This is a genomic window from Nonomuraea sp. MG754425 (assembly GCF_021699195.1).
Classification (GTDB): Bacteria; Actinomycetota; Actinomycetes; order Streptosporangiales; family Streptosporangiaceae; genus Nonomuraea.
The window spans coordinates 1-17665 of the sequence record NZ_SSXE01000013.1; the positions used below are offsets into that span (position 1 = coordinate 1).

Below are 17665 nucleotides of genomic sequence, written 5' to 3' on the forward strand. Positions count from 1 at the left end.
TCGCCGTCGTGAGCAACCGGCTCGCCTCGGCCGCCCGTTCGCCCCCGGCCAGCGACAGGGCCCCCGCCAGCCCCTCCAGGGCCAGCGCGACGGCCCGGGGGTCGCCGGTGGACCGCGCCGCCTCGTACCCCTCCCGGTGCCTGGCCAGCGCCGTCTCCGCGGCTCCGCGCTGCTCGGCGGCGAAACCCAGCTCGGCCATGATGAACGCGATCCCGGGCGTCCCCCGCACCTGCCGCAGCCAGCCGAGCGCCGGCCGCAGGTACGCCTCCGCCTCCTCGTACCGGCCGCGCCGCCGGGCGCTCATGGCCAGGCCGAGCAGCGCGTTCTCCTCGGCCGGCAGGTACGACTGCTCGACCGCCAGCGCCCTGGCCCGCTCGTGGTAGTCGTCGGCCCGGTCGTAGTCCCCCGCCAGCAGCGCGATCCGTCCCAGCCCGGCCAGCTTGAACGACACCTCGAACCCCAGCTCCTCCGCCAGCCGCAGCCCCTCCTCCCGCAGCCGGGTGACCTCGGGGTGGTCGCCGCGCATCTCGGCCACCCGGTCCAGCACGTCCATGGCCTCGATCCGGCCCCAGGCGTCGCCCAGTTCCTCGAACAGGGCGAGCGCCCGCTCCCCGTCGCGCCGCATGGCCGCCAGGTCGCCGCGCCCGCCGGCGAGCTTGCCCCGCAGGCACAGGGCCGCCGCGACACCCCAGCGGTCCCCGAGCGCCTCGAACGCCGCCAGCGCCCGGCCGGCCGCCGCCTCGTGCGCCCGCCCGTCGCCGTACGCCCACCGGACGTGGCTCAGCAGCCAGTCGGCCAGCGCCGCGCCCGCCGGGTCGAGCCCGTCCCTGCGCACCGGGGACGCCGGGCGGCCGATCAGCAACTCCACCGCCGCCAGCCACACCGACGCCCTGGCCACCGCCGCATCACCCCCGACATCACCGGTCGGCCCGCCAGACGGCCCGGCAGGCAGAGCGGTAGGCAGAGCGGCAGGCGACGCGGCAGGAAGGGCGGTGGTCAGGGCGTGGTGGGCCTCGCGCAGCCGTCCGCGCAGGATCCAGTACCAGCCCAGCGCGTTGACCAGCCGCACCGGCTCCGGCCCCGCCAGGGCGAGGCGCAGGTTGGCGCTTTCGGCGTCGAGCCGGGCCAGCCAGTCGCGCTGCCCCGGCCCGCGCAGGTCCGCGCGCTCGGCCAGCGCGGTGTAGTGGCGGGCGTGCCGCTCCTTGATCAGCTCCCGCTCCCCCGCCTCCGCCAGCCGTTCCTGGCAGTAGGCGGCGACCGACTCCAGCAGCCGGTACCGCGCCCCCACCTCGGATTCCCGGCCGGACCGCACGCCGGGGCCCGCCGTCCGCACCACGAGCGAGCGGTCCACCAGCCGGGCGAGCAGGTCGAGCACGTCCAGGCCCGGTTCGGCGCAGACCGCCTCGGCGGCCTCCAGCGTGCAGCCGCCGGCGTGCGCGGCCAGCCGGCGCAACACCACCCGCTCGCCGGGCGACAGCAGCTCCCAGCTCCAGTCGATCATCGCCCGCAACGTGCGCTGCCGCGCGGGAGCGTCCCGCATGCCGGTGCTGAGCAGCCGGAACCGGTCGTCCAGCCGGTCCGCCAGCTCGCGCACGCCGAGTGCCCGCGCCCGGACGGCGGCCAGCTCCAGAGCCAGCGGGATGCCGTCGAGCCGGCGGCAGACGGTGGCCACCGTCTCGCTCTCCTCGACGCCCGCCCGGACCGTGAACAGCCGTACGGCCTCGGCCTCGGGCAGCGGCGGCACCACCCGTACCGACTCGCCCGTCACCCCGAGCGGCTCCTGGCTGGTGGCCAGCACGCGCAGCCCCGGGGCGGCCCGCAGCAGCCGCGACACCAGCTCGGCCGCCGCGTCCACCAGGTGCTCGCAGTTGTCGAGGACGAGCAGCACGCGCTGCCCCGCCAGCGCCCCGGCCAGCCGGTCCGGCAGCGCGGCGGTGGCGTCGTCGCGCACCCCGAGCACGTCCGCGAGCGCCCCCGCCGGATCGACCGCGCCGGCCAGCTCGACCAGCCACACACCGTCCACCGGGCTGTGGAGCGGCTCGCGCGCGGCGGCCAGGGCGAGCCGCGTCTTGCCGACGCCGCCCGGCCCCGTGAGCGTCACCAGCCGGGAGCCCTCGAACGACTCCCGGACGGCGGCCAGCTCCTCCTCCCGCCCGATCAGCTCGGTCACCGGCGCGGGCAGGTTCGTCCGGGCCGGGGACGGGGCCAGCGCCGGATCCTGGCGCAGGATCGCCTCGTGCAGCGCCGCCGTCGCCGGCGACGGGTCCACGCCCAGCTCCTCCGCCAGCCGCCCGCGCAACTCCTGGTAGACGGCCAGCGCCTCGCCCTGCCGTCCGCCCCGGTACAGCGCCTTCATGTGCGCGGCCACCAGCCGCTCGCGCAGCGGGTGCCCGGCCACCAGCCCGCCCAGCTCCACCGGCTCGCCGAGGGAGAGCCGCAGCTCGGCCTGCTCCTCCAGCGCCGCCAGCCGCAGTTCCTCCAGGCGGGCGGCGGCGTCCCGCGCGAAGGCGAGGTCGGTGAAGCCGTCGTAGGCGGGTCCGCGCCACAACCCGAGCGCCTCCTCCAGCTCGGCCGCCCGCGCGGCGGCGTCCGGGGAGCGCCGGGTGAGGAGCGCGCGGAAGCGGTCGGCGTCGCTCGCGGGGGCCGCCAGCCGGTAGCCGGCGGGTTCGAGCACGACGGAGCCGGGGTCCCCGAGCGCGCGGCGGAGCTGGGAGACGCGGGCCTGGAGGGTGCCGAGCGGGGTGGGCCGCCCGCCCCACAGGTCGTCGATCAGCCGGTCGGCGGGGACGGGCCCGCCGCCGTACGCGAGCAGGCCGGCCAGGAGCGCGCGCACCTTGGGCTCGCCCACCCGTACCGGTGAGCCGTCGTCCGTCCAGGCTCGCAGCGGCCCCAGCACCCCGAATCGCAGCACATCATCACCAACCCGTAGCGGGCCCGAAGCATTTCCGAAGCGGCCTGCCCGAGGGTGAGGGCATGAGCGAAGTGACGGTTGTGGGGCTCGGCCCCATGGGAGCGAAGATGGCCGCGACGTTCCTGGCCGCGGGCCACGAGGTCAAGGTGTGGAACCGGACGGCGAGCAAGGCGGACCCGCTGGTCGCCCAGGGCGCGGCGCGGGCCGGATCGGCCGCTGACGGTGTCCTGCTGGTGGTCAGCCAGATCGGCTACCAGGCGATGTACGACAGCCTCGGGGACGCCCGTCTCGACGGGAAGGTGGTGGTGAACCTCAGCTCGGGCACCCCGAAGGAGCTGCGCGAGGCGGCGGGCTGGGTGGCGCGGCGCGGCGGCACGCTGATCACGGGCGGCATCATGGTGCCGCCGCCCGGCATCGGCGAGCCGGGGGCGTACACGTTCTACAGCGGCCCGAAGGACGTGCTCGACCGGCACCGGGCCACTCTTGAGGCGCTGGGCGAGATCACCTACGTGGGAACCGACGAGGGCCTGGCGATGATGTACTACCAGTCGCAGTTGCTGATGTTCTGGTCCAGCCTGACCGCCCACATGCACGCGGTGGCCCTGCTGGGCACGGCGGGGGTGTCGCCGCGGGAGTTCCTGCCATTCGCCCAGGAGACGTTCACCTCGCTGGGCGGCGACGGGACCCTGGGGTTCGTCAAGAGCAGCACGGAGGACTACGAGGCCGGGGTCTACCCGGGTGAGCTGAACTCCCTGCACATGCAGGCCGTCGGCCTCGGCCACGTCGTGGAGGCGCTGGAGGACGCGGGGCTCGACAGCACGGTGCCGAAGGCGCTGCTGCGGCTGTTCGAGCGCGCCGACGCCGAGGGCCGCGGCGGCGAGGGCCTCGGCACCGTGATCGAGAGTGTCAGGAAGCCCTAGCGGTTGGCGAGGAAGGTGAGCAGGTCCTGCCGGGTGAGCAGCCCGGAGGGCTTGCCGTCCTCCAGCACGACCGCCGCGTCCGCCTTCTCCAGCGCTTCGACCGCACGCGCCACAGTTTCACCACTACCGATCGTGGGTAGCGGCGCGGACATGTGATCAGCGATCGGATCGTCGGAGGAGAGCCGGCCATGATAGAGGGCTTCGAGGAGATCGCGCTCGACGATGGAGCCGACCACCTCGGCCGCCATGACCGGCGGCTCCTCCTTCATCACCGGGAGCTGCGACACCGAGTACTCGCGCATGATCGCGATGGCGGTGCCGACCGACTCGTGCGGGTGGGCGTGCACGAACTCGGGCAGGCCCGGCCCCTTGCGCGCCAGTACGTCGCCGACCAGCCCCTCCTCGGAGGTGGTGGTCAGGAAGCCGTAGTCGGCCATCCAGTCGTCGTTGAAGATCTTCGACAGGTAGCCGCGTCCGCCGTCGGGCAGCAGCACGACCACCATGTCGTCGGGCGCGGCGGTGGCCGCGACCTGCAGCGCCGCCACGACCGCCATGCCGCACGACCCGCCGACCAGCAGCCCCTCCTCGCGGGCCAGGCGGCGCGTCATGGTGAAGGAGTCCTTGTCGGAGACGGCGATGATCTCGTCGCAGATCCGGGTGTCGTACGTGGCCGGCCAGATGTCCTCGCCCACCCCCTCCACGAGGTACGGACGGCCGGACCCACCGGAGTAGACCGACCCCTCCGGATCAGCCCCGATGATCTTGACTCGCCCGCCGGAGACCTCCTTGAGATAGCGGCCGGTGCCGCTGATCGTGCCGCCGGTGCCGATGCCCGCCACGAAGTGCGTGATCCTGCCGTCGGTCTGCTCCCACAGCTCGGGGCCGGTCGAGTAGTAGTGGGAGTCGGGGTTGTTGACGTTGGAGTACTGGTCGGGCTTCCAGGCGTTGGGCACCTCGCGGGCCAGCCGGTCGGAGACCGAGTAGTAGGAGTCGGGGTGCTCGGGCGAGACGGCCGTCGGGCAGACCACGACCTCGGCCCCGTACGCCCGCAGGACGGCGATCTTGTCCTGGGCCACCTTGTCCGGCACCACGAACAGGCACCGATAGCCCTTCTGCTGGGCCACGATGGCCAGCCCCACTCCCGTGTTGCCGGAGGTCGGCTCGACGATCACGCCGCCGGGGCGCAGTTCGCCGGACTTCTCCGCGGCCTCGATCATGCGGACCGCGATGCGGTCCTTGACCGAGCCGCCCGGGTTGAAGTACTCGACCTTGGCCACGACCTGCGGGGAAAGACCCGCGGTGACCCTGTGCAACCGGACGAGCGGAGTGTTCCCCATGAGATCGACGAGGGAATCGTAAACGCGCACCGAGGTGTTCACCTTCTTCACCGAAACTTGGTCACCTTGACAACGGCCGAGTTCCAGTGGGGGTGGCAGTCTCTCGGTCCAAGCAAACGCTACAGCCGAGTGGGACCGAGGAGGGCACGCACGTGGTCTGGGCAGCGGGTATGGCGCGCGCGGCGCGCAGGATCGCGACGGCGGCGGCGCTCGGCGGCGGCGGCCTGACGGCTCTGGGAGCCACGGCGTACGGCCTGCTGATCGCCGAGGGGCTGCTCGCGCGCAAGGCGATCGGCCAGCCGCACGGGCTGGACGGCCCGCAGGCCGACGGCATGTACGGCGCGTACCCGGGCGTGCCGCTCAGAATGGTCATGCTCGGCGACTCGACCTCGGTCGGCCTGGGCGTGACCGGCCCGGCCAGCACCCCGGGCGTGCTGCTGGCCAACGGCCTGGCCGCCGTCGCGGAACGGCCGGTGCGCCTGCTCGTGGCGGGCAAGTCGGGCACGCCCTCGGCGTTCCTGGACGAGCAGGTGGACGTGGCGCTCGCGATGGCCCCCGACCTGGCGGTGATCTTCGTGGGGGCCAACGACATCATCACGCAGACGCCGCCCGCGGTGGCCGTGCGGCATCTGGCCAAGGCCGTGCGGCGGCTGCGGGAGTCGGGGGCCGAGGTGGTCGTGGGCACGTGTCCCGACCTCGGCACCGTACGGCCCATCGCGCAGCCGCTGCGCTGGGTGACGCGGCGGTGGAGCCGCCAGCTCGCGGCGGCGCAGACGGTGGCGGTGGTGGACGCGGGCGGCCGTACGGTGGCGTTCGCCGACGTCCTGGGCCCGGAGTTCGCTACAAATCCGGCAGAAATGTTCGGACCCGATCGTTTCCATCCATCTGACCGAGGTTACGCGCAGGCCGCTTACGCGGTGCTACCGTCGGTGTGCGCTGCGTTGGGGCTGTGGCCTGAGCCGCGCCCCGCACGCGGCGAAGCGCTGCAACCGATCTACCTCGCGGCGGCTACGGCCGCGGAGGAGCCCGGCACCGAGGTCACCGCGACCCGGGTCGACGGGCGGGCGACGGGCCTGCACGGGAAGTGGGCGTCGTTGTTCCGCCGGCGACTCGGCGAGGCAGTCAACGACACCTGACGCCCGCACGCCTTCTGTCGGCTACTCTCCGCCCCGGAGCCGTCACTCCTCGTCCCCCCTTTTGGAGTGAATTGCCCGTGCTCCGGCCTCTCTGGAAAACGTCCATCGCTCTCGCCGGAACCCTCGCCGTCGCCGCCTGCTCCGGCAGCGACGCGGCCACCTCGAAGTTCCCGACCTGGCACAACACCCAGGTCAACGCCGTCAGCCGGATGGCGGTGGCAAGCGGGGTGGTCGCCGTCACCTCCATGAAGCCCGACGGCGCCCTGGAGACGGTCGCCCTCGGCCTGCGCGACGGCAAGCGGCTCTGGGCCTACCCCGCCACGATGGCCGGCCGCCTGCCCGGCATGGGCGTCTCCGCCCCCGCACTGGTGGAGACGTCCCGGGGGCAGGGCGTGGTCGTGGCGCTGGATCCGGGCAGGAAGGGCCGCTGGAACGCCACGCTCATCGCCCGCGACGCCCACTCGGGGGCGCAGAAGTGGGCCCGGCCGATCCACTCGACGTTCGGGCCGCAGCGCTGCGGGCGCTACATCTGCCTGTCGGAGCACACCGCGCTGGCCAAGGCCCGCATGGTGGTGCTCGACCCGGCGACCGGCAGGCAGGTGTGGAAGCTGCCCGGCATCTCGGAGGTCGAGTGGTCGGACGACAGCCGGGTCCTGCTGCTCAGGATGGCCGCCAACCCGATGGTGGAGTCGTACGAGCTCAAGACCGGCAAGCTGCAGTGGCAGCAGCCGATCGAGCAGGCGCTCGGGCCGGGCATCGACCTGTCGGGCGGCTGGGCCTTCGGCGCGGTGGGGGACGACCTGGTGGGCTACGTCGCCCCGTACACGAACCCGCAGACCAAGCGGGTCTCGACCTTCGGCATATTCTCCGTCGGGATCGCCGACGGGACGATCAACTGGATGCGGCCCTCGGTCGTCCGCGTCTATCCCAGCGGTTCGCCGGGCTTCGCGCCGATCGTCCGTCCGGTGGACCAGCGTGGCTCCTACGGCGGGTTCGCCCGGCTCGACCCGGCCAGCGGGCGGGTGGTCGGGCAGATCAGCTCCGCCGACGTGCCCGGCTCCGGCTGGTGGCTGGCCTTCCCCGACCGCATGGACAAGCTGGACTTCCTCAAACACGGCGCCAAGGGCACGGCCTTCGACGTCGCCTCGGGCGAGCCGGTGCCGGTGGAGGAGGAGCGCGGCTGGTCCTTCTGCGTCACCGACCCCAAGCCGCTGCCGCTGAAGGGCCAGGCCCCGGGCTTCTACCCGACGGCCGCGCTCTGCGAGTTCGACCTCGGCACCGGTAGGCGGGTCTCCTCCCCCATGTCTCCCCCGAGGTGGTTCACCGGCGGCCAGGACGGCTGGCGGCTCTGGCGCGACGAGAAGGGCACCCTGCACGCCGTGAACGACCACACGGCCGCCGCCCCGGGCATGTACGGATGACCGGCACACCTTGAGCCCCCCTCTGAGGACCCCCGCCGGAGCGGCGGGGCAAGGGCGGCGGAGGCGCGCGCGGCGCCTCCGCCGCCCGGCGAGCCTTGCGCGAAGAACTGGAATATAGTTCTACTATTAGCGCCGACAAAGGAGGGGCCATGCCCGAGGCAGTCATCGTCGCAACCGCGCGATCCCCGATCGGACGAGCTTTCAAGGGGTCGCTCAAGGACATCCGGCCCGACGACCTGACCGTGCAGATGATCCAGGCGGCCCTGGCCAAGGTGCCCCAGCTCGACCCGGCCTCGATCGAGGACATCATGCTGGGCTGCGGCCTGCCCGGCGGCGAGCAGGGCTTCAACATGGCCCGCGTCGTGGCGGTCATGCTCGGGCTCGACAACGTGCCCGGCACCACCGTGACCCGTTACTGCTCGTCCTCGCTCCAGACGACCAGGATGGCCTTCCACGCCATCAAGGCCGGCGAGGGCGATGTGTTCGTCTCCGCCGGCGTCGAGACCGTCTCACGCTTCGCCAAGGGCAACTCCGACTCGCTGCCCGACACGCACAACCCGCTCTTCCAGGACGCCCGCACCCGCAGCAAGGCGTACGCCGAGGGCGGCAAGGTCTGGCACGACCCCCGCGCCGACGACCAGGTCCCCGACGTCTACGTCGCCATGGGGCAGACGGCCGAGAACCTGGCCCAGCTCAAGGGCGTCTCCCGCAAGGAGCAGGACGAGTTCGGCGTACGCTCCCAGAACCTGGCCGAGAAGGCGCTGGCCGACGGCTTCTGGCAGAAGGACATCACCCCGGCGACCCTGCCCGACGGCACCGTGGTCGCCAAGGACGACGGCCCGCGCGCCGGCACGACGTACGAGAAGGTCTCCACGCTGGCCCCGGTCTTCCGCCCGGACGGCACGGTCACGGCGGGCAACTGCTGCCCGCTGAACGACGGCGCGGCGGCGGTCGTCGTGATGAGCGACGTCAAGGCCGCCGAACTGGGCATCACGCCGCTGGCCAGGATCGTCTCCACCGGCGTCTCCGGCCTGTCGCCCGAGATCATGGGCCTCGGGCCGGTCGAGGCGTCGAAGCAGGCGCTGGCCAGGGCCGGGATGGCGATCGACGACATCGACCTGGTGGAGATCAACGAGGCGTTCGCGGCCCAGGTGATCCCCTCCTACCAGGAGCTGGGCATCGACCTCGACCGGCTCAACGTCAACGGCGGCGCGATCGCGATCGGGCACCCGTTCGGGATGACCGGGGCCCGGATCACCTCGACGCTGATCAACAGCCTCCAGCACCACGACAGGAGCATCGGCCTCGAGACGATGTGCGTGGGCGGCGGCCAGGGCATGGCGATGGTCGTCGAGCGCCTGAGCTGAGCGTCCGGCGAGCCGCGGCCGGAGTCGTGGCCGCGGCTCGCCCTCCCCCGCTATCCGTGGCGGGTCGGCCCCACCCGCGTGGGGGTGATGAGCATGACGAGGCGGCGCTCACGGGTCATGGCGGCCCGGTAGTCGTCCCAGTCGGGATGCTCACCCGAGATGTCGCGGTAGTACGAGATCAGCGGTTCCATCGCCTCGGGCAGGGAGACCAGCTCCGCCGTGCCGTCGATCTGGATCCACTCCCCGAAGAAGCGGTCGGTGAAGACGCACAGCGACACCTCGGGGTCGCGGCGCGCGTTGAGTGCCTTGACCGCCGTCTCCCTGGTGCTGATGACCACCCGGCCGTCCTGGACTCCCGCCGTGACCGGTGACATCTGCGGGCGCCCGTCGCGATGCCGGGTCAGCAGGACGGCGTGGTGGTTGCCGCGGAGAAAGGCGAGTGCCTTGTCGAGATCCATGACCCCATGATGGCGCGCCCGTGCTTGTGGCACGGGCGCGGGGATGGCTGGGCCTAGATGAAGCCCATACGGTTACGGCGGTGCCGCTCGTGCTCGTGGACGATGGCGGCGGCGTAGCCGTGGGTCAGCCCGTGCTCGTCGGCGAGCCAGTTGGCCCGCTCGTCACACCGTAGGAAAGCCGGGCCGTTGTCGATGGCTTGAAACCACTCGGGGAGTTCGCGTCCCGTGATCGTCGGGACTCTTGCGATGAGCTTCGTCTGCGTCTCCGGTGAGTGGTTCAAGGACATGGGCACCTCCGCGGATTGGGGTCCTTTGCTTGACACTGCAACACTGACGTGCGAATGGCAAGCCCCAAGCCCGGCTTCGTCCCGTGACGGTAGGTAGATTTTCGGTCGCACAACGAGAGGGCCCCGCCCGAACGGCGGAGCCCTCCCGGATGTCGCGGAGCTGAACGGCTAGTCGCTACTGGTGAAATAGCTGACGAACCGCAGCACCTCCAGGTAGATCCACACCAGGCTCAGCGTCAGGCCGAAGGCGCACTGCCAGGCGAACTTCTCCGGGGCGCCCTGCTTGACGCCCTGCTCGATCGAGTCGAAGTCGAGCAGCAGGAAGAAGCAGCCGAGCAGGATCATCGCGACGCTGAAGATCCAGCCGAGCGGGCTGTCGGTACGCAGGCCCAGCCCGCCGTCGTTGAACATCCCGACGATCAGGTTGACCAGCATCAGCCCGACCGCCGCGATGCCGGCGGCGACCACGAACTTCACCAGCTTGGGTGTCACGCGGACGATGCGCAGGGAGTAGACGGTCAGCACCGCGCCGAACGCGAAGGCGGTGCCGAGTACCGCCTGCAGCACGACGCCGCTGACCATGCCCTCGAAAACGGAGCTGATCTTGCCCAGGAACACGCCCTCGGCGACCGCGTACGCCAGGATGAGCGCCGGGTTGGTGCTCATCGTGAACGAGGCGATCAGCCCGAGGATCAGCGCGATGACGGCCGCGCCGATCGCCACCATGGGCGGGACGTTGAAATACCAGGCCGCGGCGGCGGCCACGACGAGCGCCCCGAGGGTCAAGAACCCTCGGACCACGACGTCGTCGAGCGTCATGGTCCGGTACGCCGGTTGGGACGGTGGTGCGTACGACGGCGAGTCGTACATGTGCTGGAGCTGGTCGGGGGACGGGGTGGGACCGGCCCAGCCCGTCGCGGACTGCTGCCGCGACCTGCTGAAAACGGGGTTCTTGCTCTCCATCGCTGCCTCCTGTGTCGCCGAGCCTACGGGGCCTGGCGGCACCTTGGTCAACTGACGCTCAGATCGATGTTCATTCGGGACTTCGGCTGGGATCACAACGAACGTGCACGCGACGGAGTTCCCAGGTCGCCCGGCATCGGGGAAATCTTCCCACGGACGGCCCCGGCGGGCCGACGTCCGGCCCGCACGACCCGGCCGGCCGCTATGCACGTTTCCCCGTCCGCGAAAACCCGGTGGTAAAGCGTAGTCAACCATTCACGGAAAGAAACTCCGGCAAAGCCGGGACAGGGCAGAAAACCGGCAGGTTGTCAATATCCGTACGAGGACGAAAAGTTTTCGAGCCGGCAAACGGAGATGCCGCGCGCACGCCCAGCGATGGTGAGCTTACTCTCCCGGTCCGCACGCCTCCCGACCGGTACGGCGCCGGGCATCCACCACCAGTGATCGCCTGGTGACAGGACAACTCCATAACGACTCGATATCGAAAGACGCGCACCTGAGGGGACCCAGTACCGCAGTCCCGATAAAAGTCCAGGTCAGCGACCTAAAGCGCCAATAAGTTGGCAAGTGCCCCCGGCGGGATTCGAACCCGCACGTCAACCCTTTTAAGGGGTTTGCCTCTGCCATTGGGCTACGGGGGCGCCGTAATCATACGAAACAGACCATGCTTCCGAGGAGCACAACTTCGCATCAGGCGTCACAAGTGTGAAGTCTGCGGTGAAGTGATAGCGCTCCCGGGACTCTGTCCAAGAAGAGTAGACCGTCCAGATGGTCCAGTTGGTGCTGAATGCACCGAGCTTCGATCGCATCCGCTTCGATGGTGACCGCCTCGCCGGTGCCTGGCAAATGCCCATGTACGGTGATACGCGTCGCCCGGCGCACATCAGCCACGAGCCCCGGGACGGACGCGCACCCCTCCCGCCCCTCGTCCCAATGGGACGCCCTGGCGAGCCGTGGATTGGCCACGACGAGCTCTCCGGCCCACGATCGGCTCCGGGGATGACGCCGGGCGTCAAAGGCGATCAGCCGCCAGCTCAGGCCGATCTGGGGAGCGGCCAGCCCGGCTGTGACGGGCACGCGGCGCAGGGTGGCGAGCAGATCGGCCGCGGCGGTCACGACCTCGGGGGCGGCCGGGTCCACCGGGGCGGCCACGGCCGACAGGAGGGGGTGCGGGGCGCGGAGCAGCTCGCGGGCCGTACCCCCCGGCCCCGTCAAAGCAGGTCCGGTTCGACAGGCCGGAAGGTGATGTCGGAGTCGAGCCCGGCGCCGACGGCCGCCAGCCTGCGCATGAGCGCCGCCACGTCCACCTGCTTCGGCAGCTCGACGTCGGCGATCAGCACGTAGAGCCGGCCGGTGAGCCGGGTGCTCATGCCGGTGATGTTGCCGCCGTCCGCGGCGAGCACCGCGCTGACGGCGGAGATGATGCCCGGCCGGTCCGGGCCGTGCACGGTCAGCACGTATCCGAGCCCACCACCCTCCTCGCAGAAATGCCTGCTGGCCTTGATCGCCGAAGCGGTGACCACGAGATCGGGCATCCGGAGCCGTTGCGTCAGCTCGGCGGAGTCCAGCTCGCCGGACACGAGCAGCATCATCGCGATGTGGCCGCCGAGCAACGTCATGGTCGAGTCCTGGATGTTCGCCCCGCAGTCGGCGAGCGAACCGGTGACCGCGGCGATCACGCCGGGCCGGTCGACGCCGAGCACGGTCACCGCTGATAGACCCACCCGTGGTACCCCTTCCGCTTGCGACCAGAGGCGCCGAGAGCGCCCCGGCGAAGGTTCGCCGGGGCGCCGCCGTCCCTGGGCTAGCGGCGAGTCGTCGCCACCGCGGCCCTGAAGCCCTCGCGTGGGTGCTCCATCTCACCCAGCGAGATCGTCTCGCGCTTGAAGAACAGGGCCAGGGTCCAATCGACGACGACACGGACCTTGCGGTTCAGCGTCGGCACCCGCGACAGATGGTAGGTCCGGTGCATGAACCACGCAGGGAATCCGCGAAGCTTGACGCCATAGACATTGGCCACGCCCTGATGCAGGCCCAGTCCGGCCACCGATCCGACATACTTGTGGCGGTATTCGACCAGTTCCTCACCCCGCAGGTAGCGGACGATGTTGTCGGCCAGCACCTTGGCCTGGCGGACGGCGTGCTGGGCGTTGGGGGCGCAGTACTGACCGGGGTTGGTCACGTCCGGCACCCCGGCGGCGTCGCCGGCCGTGAAGGCGCCGGGCGCGCCCGCCACGGTGAGCAGCGCGGTGGCCTTGACCCGGCCGCGCTCGTCGAGCGGCAGGTCGCTGTCGTTCACCACGGGGCTGGGCTTGACGCCGGCGGTCCACACGAGCGTGTCGGCGTCGAACTCGTCGCCGTCCGACAGCACCACGTGGCCGTCCTCGCAGGACTCCAGGCGGGTGTCGAGCTTGACGTCGATGCCGCGCTCGCGGAGCTGCTCCAGCGTCCACTTGCCCATCTCGGGGCCGACCTCGGGCAGCACCCGGTTCGTGGCCTCGACGAGGACCCAGCGGATGTCCGACGGCTGGATGTTGCGGTAGTAGCGCGTGGAGTCCTTGGCCATGTCCTCCAGCTCGGCGAGCGCCTCGACGCCCGCGAAGCCGGCCCCGACCACGACGAACGTCAGCGCCCTGCGCCGCGCTTCGACGTCTTCCGTCGACTCGGCCACGTCGAGCAGGTGCAGCACGCGGTTGCGCAGCGCGATGGCCTCGCCGACGGTCTTGAACCCGATGCCGATGTCGGTCAGCCCGGGAATGGGCAGCGTGCGCGAGATCGAGCCCGCGGCCATGACGATCACGTCGTAGGCCACCTCGCGCGGCTCACCCGCCGCCGGCTGGAAGACGACCCTGCGGCCGGCGTGGTCGACCTTGGTCACCGTGCCGTTGAGTATGCGCACCTTGCGCAGGATCCGCCGCAGCGGGGCCACCATGTGGCGCGGCGAGAGGTTGCCCGCCGCCGCCTCCGGCAGGAACGGCTGGTAGGTCATGTAGGACTGGGGGTCGATGATCGTGATGCTGACCTGCCCGTCGCGCAGCTCGCGGCGGAGCCCGCGCTGCAGCCGCAGCGCCGTGTACAGCCCGACGTACCCACCACCGACGATCACAATGTGCTTGTTCATCTTGCGGCCCCATCCCTTTGGAACGCTTGTGAAACTATTCACAAGACTACGCCAGTGCCTCCCTGCGAATCCAATCCGTGGGTGGTGGGACGCGTCACACAGCCAGTGACCTGGCCCTGGAGAAGATGTCGTCCAGCATTTGGGCGGTGACACGGCCGGTGAAGGTGTTCTGCTGGCTGGGGTGGTAGCAGCCGACGAGCGTGACAGGACGCTCACCGTGTGTCACCTCCGCCTCGGCCCCGTGGCCGAACGGCGGGCGGCTGCGCGGCAGGGTGTAGCCGGCCTCCCTGAGCGCGGGCCACATGGCCTGCCAGGCGTAGCCGCCGAGGGCCACGATCACCCGCGCGTACGGCGCGACCAGTTCCATCTCCCGCGCCATCCAGGGGAAGCAGGCGGCCTTCTCCGACGGCAGCGGCTTGTTCGCGGGCGGCGCGCAGCGCACCGACGCCAGCACGCGCGTGCCAATCAGCCGCTGCCCGTCGCCCGCGTGCGTGCTGGTCTCCTGCGTGGCCAGGCCGCAGCGGTGCAGCGCGGCGAACAGCCAGTCGCCGCTGCGGTCGCCGGTGAAGATGCGCCCGGTCCGGTTGCCGCCGTGGGCGGCCGGGGCCAGCCCGACCAGCAGGATCCGCGGCTGCTCGGCCCCCCAGCCGGGGACCGGACGGCCCCAGTACGTCTCGTCCGCGAACGCGCGCCGCTTCACCCGCGCCACCTCCTCGCGCCACTCCACCAGACGCGGGCACGCGCGGCAGACCGACTGCCGGGCCGTGAGCTCCGCGAGGTCGCCGGAGCCGGCGGCCAGGCGGCGCACGTCGGCCGGGTCCGCGGCGACCGGGGTGCCGGCGTTCGCGGGGTCGTCGGGCCAGCCGGTGCCAGGAGGTACGAAGCTCATGACAACGATGGTGCCCGATCACCACCCGTGCCCGGGCGCGTCCTCCTCAGGACAACGGAAAACCGGGTGGCCCCGAAAGGAGCCACCCGGTTCGACCGGTGAAACGTCGTGCCGCCCAGGTTCCTTACGGAGCCGGGGTGCAGGCGTAGGACACGGTCTCGGTGTCGCTGCCGCCGGGGCCGGAGACCGAGAGGGTCACGTTGCCGCTCTTGGCCTCGCCGTTGATCGGCGTCGAGGAGAAGCCGTTGACGGGCTGGGAGCCGCCGTTGGCGCCGACCTCGACCTCACCGCTGCTCAGCACGGCGCCGTTCAGCGCCCAGCTGTAGCGGATCTTGCCCGCGACGTTCGAGGTGACCGAGCCCGTCGCGGTGACCGTGCAGTCGCTGCTGGTCGTCACCGAGGCGGACGCCGAGATCTTGCCGTCACGCGCGTCGGGGGACTTGTGGTCGCCGCGGTGGTCGCCGCCCCTGTTCTCGTCCTTGCACCAGACCTTGTAGTAGGCGCGGTTGGAGGACGTGGCGTCGGGGCTGAGGACCTGAAGCTGCGCCCAGCCGCGCTGGCTGTGACGCGGGGCGATGCCGAAGCCGACCTTGCGGGCGTCGCGGACCTTGATCTTGCCGTAGTCGACCACTTCGCCGTTGAGGACCCAGCGGTAACGCACCCACGACGGGCGGTTGGTCTTGATCAGGCCGACGAAGTCGATCTTGTCACTACGGGTGTCGCAGCTTCCGGCGTACGAGCTCGGGCTGGCCCAGGCGCTGGCCGAGACCGAGACGTCGAGGTGCGTACGGACGTTGTCCTGCGGCTTCTCACAGGAGACGGAGAAGTAGCCCTTCTTCGAGGTGACCTTCTTGGGACCGAGGACCTGGACGGCCTCCCAGCCCTTGACGTCTTCCTTGAAGGTGATGGACTGCTTGACCGTCACCGTCTTGGTGCCCTTGCCCTTGAGCTTGATCACGCTGACCTTGCTCTTGGACCCGTCACCGTGGAGCCAGCGGTAGGCCAGCTCCGTCTTGCCCTTGACGGGCACCTTGATCTGCGCCGCGAAGTTGACCTTGGACGGGCACGAACCCTGGTAGTCACCCGGCGTGGCCTTCGGCGCGGAGACCGAGACCTTGGGCGCGGCCTTGGCCGAGGTGGCCGCCTGAGCGGGACTGGACATCAGGCCCGCGGACAGAGCGGCCAGCACCGCGGCCGACGCGCCGAACGCGGCGGCTTTACGTGCTAACCCAACAGACATCATGTGAGAGTGCTCCATTCCGTGAGGGAAGAGACGCGCTCGGGAACGGTCGCCACGCCGTCGCCTTCCGCGCACAGCGATATGGCAAAGCCCCCGTAATGCCCCTTTACTCAATCACAGTACTGAATGCACGCTCAACACGCGCCACCAACCTGAAATGTCCTGATTTCTTCAGCTATCCGGCGAGGCTCCAGGCGATTCCATCGAGGATGTCGTGTTCACTCACCACGACCTGCGAAAACGCGAAACGGCGAACGATGCGGTCGAGAATAAGCGCGCCCGCGCCAATGACGTCCACCCGTCCCGGATGCATCACCGCAACCTCGGCCCGCTCACCATGGGTCATCGCCAGCAGCCGCCGCGTCACGTCGTGGACCTGCTCGGCCGAAATCCGCGCGTGATGAATCCGTTCGGGATCGTACTCCGGCAGGTCGAGCGCGATGCCCGCGACCGTCGTCACCGAGCCCGCGAGACCCACGAGCGTGTGCGCCTCGCGTACGGGGACCTCGGCCTCGACCCGGTCGAGCGCGGCCTCGATGTCGGCCACCACGGCCTCCAGGGCCGGCGCGGACGGCGGATCGCCCGCCGCGTCGCGCAGGTGCCGCTCGGTCAGGCGGACACAGCCGATGTCCACCGACAGCGCCGCCCGCGCGTGCTCGACGCCGACCACGAACTCCGTGGAGCCGCCGCCGATGTCCACCACCAGGTACGGGGGCAGCGGGCCCTGCGGCACCCCGGTCTCGGGCGACAGCCGCACCAGCCCCCTGGTCGCGCCCGTGAACGACAGCTCCGCCTCCTCCGAGCCCGACACCACCTCGGGCTCCACCCCGAAGATCTCGCGGACCCCGTCCACGAACTCGTGCCGGTTAACCGCGTCGCGCGTCGCGCTCGTCGCCACCACGCGGGTGGCCTCGGCGCCGTGCCGTCCGATCAGGTCCTGGTAGGAGCGCATCGCCTGGAACGTGCGGGCCAGCGCGTCGGGCGCCAGCCGGCCCGTGCGGTCCACGCCCTGCCCCAGGCGGACGATCTCCATCCGCCGCTCGACCTCCGTCAGCTCGCCGTCGCCGACGTCGGCGACGAGCAGGCGCACGGAGTTGGTGCCGCAGTCGATGGCCGCTACACGCATGGTCCGTCACTCCACCAGTCGGGGAGGGCGTCCAGCGCCTCCCTGCCGAACGGGTTCGTCCCGGGGGCCGCCAGCTCGTGCGCCACGAGCGCGTGCAGGCACTTGACCCGCTCCGGCATGCCGCCCGTGCTCTGCATGTCACGCGGGAGCGGCTCCAGGCCCGCGTCCGCGGCCGCCTCGTCGCGCCTGGCCACGTAGTCGTCGTGGGCGGCCCGGTAGGCCGCCGCCAGCTCGGGCTCGGTGGCCAGCCTGGCCTGCATCTCCCGCATCAGGCCCGAGCCCTCCAGCGTGCCGATCGCCGAGGCCGCCTTGGGGCAGGTCAGGTAGTACAGGGTCGGGAACGGCGAGCCGTCGGGCAGCCTGGGCGCGGTCTCGACCACGTCGGGGTTGCCGCACGGGCAGCGGTGCGCCACCCCGCGCAGCCCTCTGGGCGGCCGGCCGAGCTGCTTCTCGACGACCTCGGCGTCCTTGCTGTCCAACACGTTCCTT

General features: G+C 71.2%; 16 protein-coding genes and 1 tRNA gene. 4 read left to right on the plus strand and 13 right to left on the minus strand.

Annotated features, from left to right (window positions below; translation table 11 throughout):
• Positions 1–2911, minus strand: a 2911-nt coding sequence (locus FAF44_RS06625) for a BTAD domain-containing putative transcriptional regulator (protein WP_237102138.1), incomplete at its 3' end; no start/stop codon positions are given.
• A 62-nt stretch (positions 2912–2973) separates the two neighbouring features.
• Here FAF44_RS06625 and FAF44_RS06630 point away from each other — a divergent pair.
• Positions 2974–3831 (plus strand): NAD(P)-dependent oxidoreductase, encoded by an 858-nt coding sequence (locus tag FAF44_RS06630; RefSeq protein WP_237102139.1) that lies wholly within the window; start codon positions 2974–2976, stop codon positions 3829–3831.
• Here the strand turns inward: FAF44_RS06630 and FAF44_RS06635 are convergent.
• The gene (locus FAF44_RS06635) at positions 3828–5198 is read right to left on the minus strand and encodes a cystathionine beta-synthase (RefSeq protein WP_237102140.1); all 1371 of its coding nucleotides are present in this window, start codon (positions 5196–5198) and stop codon (positions 3828–3830) included. The genes FAF44_RS06630 and FAF44_RS06635 overlap by 4 nt on opposite strands.
• A 122-nt stretch (positions 5199–5320) precedes the next feature.
• Between FAF44_RS06635 and FAF44_RS06640 the strand changes: the two genes are divergently transcribed.
• From FAF44_RS06640 to FAF44_RS06650, 3 genes are all read left to right on the plus strand, one after another.
• Complete coding sequence (locus tag FAF44_RS06640) at positions 5321–6304, plus strand: SGNH/GDSL hydrolase family protein (RefSeq protein ID WP_308193287.1); 984 nt, start codon at positions 5321–5323, stop codon at positions 6302–6304.
• Positions 6305–6381: 77 nt separating this feature from the next.
• Positions 6382–7725 carry a PQQ-binding-like beta-propeller repeat protein gene (locus FAF44_RS06645; protein ID WP_237102141.1) on the plus strand — a complete coding sequence of 448 codons (1344 nt, stop codon included), beginning with the start codon at positions 6382–6384 and terminating at the stop codon, positions 7723–7725.
• Positions 7726–7874: 149 nt separating this feature from the next.
• A complete protein-coding gene (locus FAF44_RS06650; RefSeq protein WP_237102142.1) occupies positions 7875–9092 on the plus strand; it encodes an acetyl-CoA C-acetyltransferase in 1218 nt (405 codons plus the stop codon).
• A gap of 50 nt (positions 9093–9142) precedes the next feature.
• On the opposite strand, the gene FAF44_RS06655 is transcribed toward FAF44_RS06650, so the two are convergent.
• The 11 genes from FAF44_RS06655 to FAF44_RS06700 form a co-directional block, all read right to left on the minus strand.
• Entirely contained in the window at positions 9143–9550 is a 408-nt protein-coding gene (locus FAF44_RS06655) for a PPOX class F420-dependent oxidoreductase (protein ID WP_237102143.1), read from the minus strand.
• A 53-nt stretch (positions 9551–9603) separates the two neighbouring features.
• The gene (locus FAF44_RS06660; RefSeq protein WP_043628756.1) at positions 9604–9837 is read right to left on the minus strand and encodes a DUF4287 domain-containing protein; all 234 of its coding nucleotides are present in this window, start codon (positions 9835–9837) and stop codon (positions 9604–9606) included.
• Between the two features lie 168 nt (positions 9838–10005).
• Positions 10006–10800 (minus strand): Bax inhibitor-1/YccA family protein, encoded by a 795-nt coding sequence (locus tag FAF44_RS06665; RefSeq protein ID WP_237102144.1) that lies wholly within the window; start codon positions 10798–10800, stop codon positions 10006–10008.
• A 568-nt stretch (positions 10801–11368) separates the two neighbouring features.
• Positions 11369–11441, minus strand: a tRNA-Leu gene (locus FAF44_RS06670).
• A gap of 49 nt (positions 11442–11490) precedes the next feature.
• Positions 11491–12015: a peptide deformylase gene (locus FAF44_RS56335; protein ID WP_368857756.1), complete on the minus strand. Its 525-nt coding sequence runs from the start codon at positions 12013–12015 to the stop codon at positions 11491–11493.
• Positions 12012–12524 (minus strand): glycine cleavage system protein R, encoded by a 513-nt coding sequence (locus tag FAF44_RS55695; RefSeq protein ID WP_237102145.1) that lies wholly within the window; start codon positions 12522–12524, stop codon positions 12012–12014. The genes FAF44_RS56335 and FAF44_RS55695 overlap by 4 nt, the downstream gene beginning before the upstream one ends.
• 80 nt (positions 12525–12604) lie before the next feature.
• A complete protein-coding gene (locus FAF44_RS06680; protein ID WP_237102146.1) occupies positions 12605–13921 on the minus strand; it encodes an NAD(P)/FAD-dependent oxidoreductase in 1317 nt (438 codons plus the stop codon).
• A 94-nt stretch (positions 13922–14015) separates the two neighbouring features.
• Positions 14016–14810, minus strand: a complete 795-nt coding sequence (locus FAF44_RS06685) for a uracil-DNA glycosylase (RefSeq protein ID WP_237102147.1) — start codon at positions 14808–14810, stop codon at positions 14016–14018.
• A 124-nt stretch (positions 14811–14934) separates the two neighbouring features.
• Entirely contained in the window at positions 14935–16053 is a 1119-nt protein-coding gene (locus tag FAF44_RS06690) for a hypothetical protein (protein ID WP_237102148.1), read from the minus strand.
• Between the two features lie 172 nt (positions 16054–16225).
• Positions 16226–17176: a Ppx/GppA phosphatase family protein gene (locus tag FAF44_RS06695; protein ID WP_237102149.1), complete on the minus strand. Its 951-nt coding sequence runs from the start codon at positions 17174–17176 to the stop codon at positions 16226–16228.
• Positions 17167–17655, minus strand: a complete 489-nt coding sequence (locus FAF44_RS06700) for a DUF501 domain-containing protein (RefSeq protein WP_237102204.1) — start codon at positions 17653–17655, stop codon at positions 17167–17169. The genes FAF44_RS06695 and FAF44_RS06700 overlap by 10 nt, the downstream gene beginning before the upstream one ends.
• Between the last annotated feature and the right edge of the window lie 10 nt (positions 17656–17665).